At 50.0% G+C, this 2,646-nt stretch carries 3 protein-coding genes; 2 read left to right on the forward strand and 1 reads right to left on the reverse strand.

What is annotated here, in order from left to right:
• On the reverse strand, window positions 1-691 hold a 691-nt coding region (locus AC1D1M_RS31270; protein WP_477778669.1), incomplete at its 3' end, for an aromatic ring-hydroxylating oxygenase subunit alpha.
• 647 nt (window positions 692-1,338) lie between these two features.
• Here AC1D1M_RS31270 and AC1D1M_RS31275 point away from each other — a divergent pair.
• Both AC1D1M_RS31275 and AC1D1M_RS31280 read left to right on the forward strand, forming a co-directional pair.
• The gene (locus tag AC1D1M_RS31275) at window positions 1,339-2,052 is read left to right on the forward strand and encodes a GntR family transcriptional regulator (protein ID WP_477762071.1); all 714 of its coding nucleotides are present in this window, start codon (window positions 1,339-1,341) and stop codon (window positions 2,050-2,052) included.
• A partial coding sequence (locus AC1D1M_RS31280) for a dihydrodipicolinate synthase family protein (protein WP_477778670.1) occupies window positions 2,049-2,646 on the forward strand: 598 nt, incomplete at its 3' end. The genes AC1D1M_RS31275 and AC1D1M_RS31280, both read left to right, overlap by 4 nt.

The raw sequence follows: 2,646 nt of genomic DNA on the forward strand, positions 1-2,646 counted from the left end.
CAAGATCCTCATCGCCGCCGGCGCCACCCACTGATGGGTTGTCGACGAATGAGTGCATCAATTCCGGGTGAGTAAAATCGCAGTGGTAACACTCGCGGTTGTTCTCGAAAACCAGTTTCCAGTTGCCTTTCTCGATGATATTCGACTCAAACGCGACTTTGCAGTCGTCCAGGTTATGAGGCGCAACGAAAGGAGTAACGGATTTCCTGAACGAAGAAAAGTCTGGGGCGACGTCAGCGACGCAGACATAGATGTACGTTTCGACGACCTCACAATGCACGGTTTTCAACCCATGCTGAGACTTGTCGAAATCCTCCCCCATGTTCCCGGCGAAAAGCAGTCTGCCATCCAGCTCGAATGTCCATTTGTGGTAAGGGCACACCAGTTTGGCGACCTTGCCGCTGGCTTCCGGGCACACCTTGGAACCGCGATGACGGCAGGCGTTGTGGAAGGCCCGAATCTGTTTATCTGCGCCGCGCACGATAGCGACAGGGTAATCGCCGATTTGCAGCGACAGGTACTGACCTGACTTCTCCAGCTCAAATGTGTGTCCTGCGAAGATCCAGCTTTTGTGCCAGATCTGTTCCAGATCCTGCCTGTAAACGTCTGGATCGCTATAAAGGGCACCTGGCAGCGCGTGGTCAGGCTTGCGCTGCGCAATAAGATTTGAAACTGCCGATTTAGTGCTCACGGTCAACACACTCCAAAATACCAAAGGGGCGACATGTTCAGCCTGCTCAACGAGGTGAGGTGAGCCAAACGGTCTTGAGTTCGCAGTACCGTCTGTGGATGCAAGTCCATCAAACCGTGCTGCTTCTATCCGCGAACCGGAACGGTTTGCCACGTCCAGGAGCGTCTTCCGAAAAATGTGCCTTCTTGGATGGTGGTGCCATCCGTGCACTCATTTCGTTCGAGTCCTTACTGATGCAGGCATTTCTGTAATGCCGATGTTGCATCAATAGCCATTTTTCTACAGCTCCTTATTTCAGTCCGAGCAGACAGATTCTAAGTAATGGAACGAATGTACGAGAAATTTTCTTATCCAATTCGTCGGTAGAATATCGCTGTTATAAGGCTACGACGACAATCATGCATCAACAAGAAACATTTACTCTTATCAATGCATAAACAAATGTTATCAATTGAAGCTGCGGCGCTGATGCGGAAATTACAAATCATTGAAAACAAAGGGAAAATAATTTTTCAGGACGTATGAAGCACCTATCTGGAAATGTATACGCCAGAAATACACTCTATTGACCGTCTTCTTGGCCCATGCCAGTCTGGATTCAACAGTTAACCCGTACTAGTCGGCAAAACAACCTCTGGAGGTCATTTGTGAAAGGCAGTAAAAGTGCTCTTTACGAAGACTTGAAACGTCAGATTCTGACAATGGAACTTGATCCAGATGAAGCGCTGGACGAGGTTGTTATCAGTGAGCGTTATGGTCTATCGCGAACCCCTGTTCGTGAAGTGTTCAGACGTTTGGCTGGCGAAGGTTATATAGACATTCGAGAGAATCGAGGCGCCCGGGTCATTCCTATGAATTATGCGACGCTTCGAAACTTCTTTCTGGTAGCCCCCATGATCTATGCAGCTATTGGCCGCCTGGCGGTACAAAATTTCAAGCCACACCAATTGATTGATTTAAAAGAAACCCAGAAACGCTTTCGCAAGGGCACTGTTTCAAAAGATGCACTGGTGATGGTTGTTGAGAACAATCGGTTTCACGCCATCATGGGTGAAATGGCTTGCAATCATTACCTGGAACCTAGTCTGGGGCGACTGCTTATTGATCATGCTCGTATCGGCAATACGTTTTTTCGCCCTCAAACCAGGGACATGGAGAAACGTCTCGAGCAATCCGCCGGACATCATGACGCTTTTATTCAAGCCATTGAACGGCGTGATGAAACTGCCGTAGTTGATCTCGTGTTTGAACATTGGGAGCTGTCCCGTAAAAACATGGAGATGTTTATCGCGCCTCAAGACATCAAAGCTGACGCGCTCGTTGATCTTCCACTTAACTCGCATTCGGAGCATTTATCTTGAAATTTGAAGGTATTTATACGCCAGCAGTAACTCCTTATAACTCTGATGGGGAGATTGACTGGAATGTGTACTCGGAGGTTTTGGAGTCGCTGATTGAGGCGAAGGTGCACGGCATTATTATCGGCGGGTCGACCGGCGAGTATTATGCGCAGACTTCAGAAGAACGCACCGAGTTGGCGGCCTACGCCAAAGACGTGATCGGCACTCGAGTACAACTGATCGTCAGTACCGGGGCGATTCGTACCGAAGATGCGGTTCAGTACGCCAAGGATGCCAAAGCGATCAAAGCGGACGCCATTCTCGTCACGTCCCCGCCTTATGCGCTGCCAACCTCACAGGAAAACGCGATTCACGCGCTGACTATCGATCGCGCAGCAGGCTTGCCGATCATGCTTTACAACTATCCGGGACGCATGTGCGTTTCGATGGATGAAGAATATTTCACGCGTGTCAGCCAATCGAAAAACGTCGTCGCCATCAAGGAAAGTTCCGGCGACATGGGCCAGGTGCATATGCTGGCCCGGCAGTTCCCCAACATCGCCTTGTCCTGCGGATGGGACGACCAGGCCCTCGAGTTTTTTGCTTGGGGCGCCC

This window comes from Pseudomonas sp. P1_F7, assembly GCF_056405655.1.